Here is a 2471-nt window from a genome sequence, read left to right on the forward strand (position 1 = left end):
GCCCGTCGGCGAGTGGTGCGTGAAGTCTTAGAAGACGCTGACGCCGTAGGCGCTCAGCGCCTCGGTGACGGGCTGGAAGAACGTGGTGCCGCCGGAGCTGCAGTTGCCGCTGCCGCCCGAGGTGAGGCCCAGCGCCGTCGTGCCGGAGAAGAGCGAGCCGCCGCTGTCGCCGGGCTCGGCGCAGACGTTGGTCTGGATCAGACCGGAGACGACGTCACCGCCGCCGTAGTTCACCGTCGCGTTGAGGCCGGTGACGGTGCCGCTGTGGACGCCGGTCGTGGAGCCGCTGCGCTTGACGGACTGGCCGACGCTGGGGGTCGCGGCGGAGGTGATGTCCTGGTAACTGCCGTTGTAGAGGTAGACCCGGCCGTCGGCGGCCGCGGAGCTGGAGTGCCGGATCAGCCCGTAGTCGTTGCCCGGGAAGCTGGAGCCGGCCCTGGTGCCGAGCGTGGTGGTCTGGCCGGAGTTGGTGTACCAGGTGCTGCCTATCTCGGTGCAGTGACCGGCGGTCAGCGCGTAGTAGGTGCTGCCGCTGCGCACGTTGAAGCCGAGGGAGCAGCGTCCGCCGCCGGCGTAGATGGCCTGTCCGCCGGCGATGAGCTTGTTGAACGTGCCCTCGGTGCGCTTGACGTCGGCCTTCGCGCCCGAGTCGGCGACCGACTTCTTGATCGTGGCGATCTCGGCGGCGGTGACCGTGCTGTCGACGGTCACGACGACCTTGCCGGTGCTCGCCTCGGTGTACCAGGCGGTGCCGGCGATGTCGGCGCCGCGGACGGCCGTACTGGCCGATGTGAGTTCTGCCTTCGTCACGGTGTCCGGTGCGGCCTGGGCCACAGCGGTGGGGGCCGCAAGCGCCACGGCGGTGACCAGACCTGAGGTGGCGGCGATGAGGCGAGCACGTCTGGAGATCGAGCCGAGGGGGGCGAAGCGCTTGAAGGTCACAGGATCCTCCGTCGTTGGGGGGTGTCCGGTCCGCTGGGTGGGCGGACCGAGGCTGTGCGGCTGTCCCCGACCGGGGTTCTAGTCGTGGACCTGCCAACCGCACGCCTCGAATCCTTGACTCCGCTTGGACCCGTGGCAAGGTCGCCTTCCGGACCGTGGCGGAGAACGGACCGTGAACTCCGCTATGCGTGCGAGTGCCCTCCGAACGCGGACGTCCGCTCACCGAACGGAACGGGCCTGCGAATTGCAGCAAAGCGTGAAGCGGGCGGAGGACATCGGCTCCTGTCTACGCGCATCGCGTTCACACACGCCGCGGCAGCCCGGGAGACGGATGTACGAGCGCGCCGGCAGCCCGTCACGGACCCCTGTGCACCCCGTCCGTTCAGGCGCTTTACCAGCGTTTTGCCCGGGCGCTCCAGTTGGCCGGAATTAGCCCTTCCGGCAAGAACCGGCCCGGCGCCGGGCACAGATCGGACCGGTGCGGCACTCTTGCGGTGCCGCTCCGGTGTGTGCTGCGGGGTGATGCCGGGGAGCCGGCGGAACCGTCGGCTCAGACCTCGGCGAACGGATCGTCGATGAAGGGCGTGGCCTGATGGAAGTAGAGCCGCCAGCCGCTTCCGGTCAGCCGCCACAAGGAACTGCGGTGGGAACGCAGGCCCTTGGACTCCGTGTCGAAGGTGAGGTGCACCAGGTCCGCCGCGAGCTGGTCACCCCGCATCCTTGACGCGGTGACCGGCCCGGGGCGCGGCGCGTCGGGGTCCGTGAGCATGGCGATGATCGTGTCCCGCTCCCAGAGCCGGCCGCTGGTGCCGATCTCCCGGAAGTCGGCGTGCAGCAGGGTGGCCAGCACATCCGCGGAGGCCCGCACCACGGGATCGAGGAGGCGGAGCTCGCCTTCCACGGCAGCGGCCACGGCGGGCGAGGGGTCAGTCACGCGTCATCTCCACAAGCTTGACCACGGTGTTCCAGTTGCGGCTGGTGGCGACCAGGCCACGCGTGACGGCGGGCCGCCCGAGCGCCACGGCGAGCTTGGACCGCCCGAGCCCGTCGGGCGCGTACAGATAGAGGGCGCGGTCACCCAGCCGGAACTCCTCGGGACGGAAGGCGTCGGCGTCGAGCGAGGCGAACCGTGAGGCGTCGACGGCTTGGTCGAAATAGGTGACGTGCACCTGCTTGCCCTCCAGCTCGGCGGCCGGAAACGGACAGGCGTCGGCCACTCCCGCGAGGTAGGCGCCCGAGCGGACGAGACAGTCCACCGGAAAGCCGAACCGTTCCTCGATCGCCCGCTCGAGTCCGGCGGCCAGGGCGCTCTCGTCGCCCGACGCACTGCGGAACACGGCGTTTCCGCTCTGCAGATACGTGGCGACGTCCTCGTGCCCCAGCTCCCCGAGCAGCGTGCGGAGTTCCGCCATCGGGACCCGCCGGTGGCCGCTGACGTTGATCCCCCGCAGCAGCGCCGCGTACATCGTGCTCATGGCCCCACCCTAGAGCTTTTCCACCGGCGAGGGCCGCCGCGCCCCGTGGGGGGG

3 protein-coding genes are annotated in these 2471 nt (G+C 70.3%); all 3 read right to left on the minus strand.

The annotated features are described in order from the left end of the window. Window positions 1-27 precede the first annotated feature (27 nt). Window positions 28-942, minus strand: coding sequence for a S1 family peptidase (locus tag ACFWFI_RS42370; protein ID WP_387401244.1), 915 nt, complete (start codon window positions 940-942; stop codon window positions 28-30). Between the two features lie 550 nt (window positions 943-1492). Beyond that, window positions 1493-1876 (minus strand): nuclear transport factor 2 family protein, encoded by a 384-nt coding sequence (locus tag ACFWFI_RS42375; protein ID WP_387401246.1) that lies wholly within the window; start codon window positions 1874-1876, stop codon window positions 1493-1495. Then, the gene (locus tag ACFWFI_RS42380) at window positions 1869-2417 is read right to left on the minus strand and encodes a DUF1697 domain-containing protein (RefSeq protein ID WP_387401248.1); all 549 of its coding nucleotides are present in this window, start codon (window positions 2415-2417) and stop codon (window positions 1869-1871) included. The genes ACFWFI_RS42375 and ACFWFI_RS42380 overlap by 8 nt, the downstream gene beginning before the upstream one ends. Window positions 2418-2471 lie beyond the last annotated feature (54 nt).

The sequence above is a fragment of the Streptomyces sp. NPDC060209 genome (genome assembly GCF_042728155.1).
Taxonomy (GTDB): Bacteria; Actinomycetota; Actinomycetes; order Streptomycetales; family Streptomycetaceae; genus Streptomyces.

Bases quoted from the DNA above. Each gene is read 5' to 3' on its own strand.
- ACFWFI_RS42380 (WP_387401248.1), bottom strand. From the start codon at position 2,417: ATGAGCACGATGTACGCGGCGCTGCTGCGGGGGATCAACGTCAGCGGC.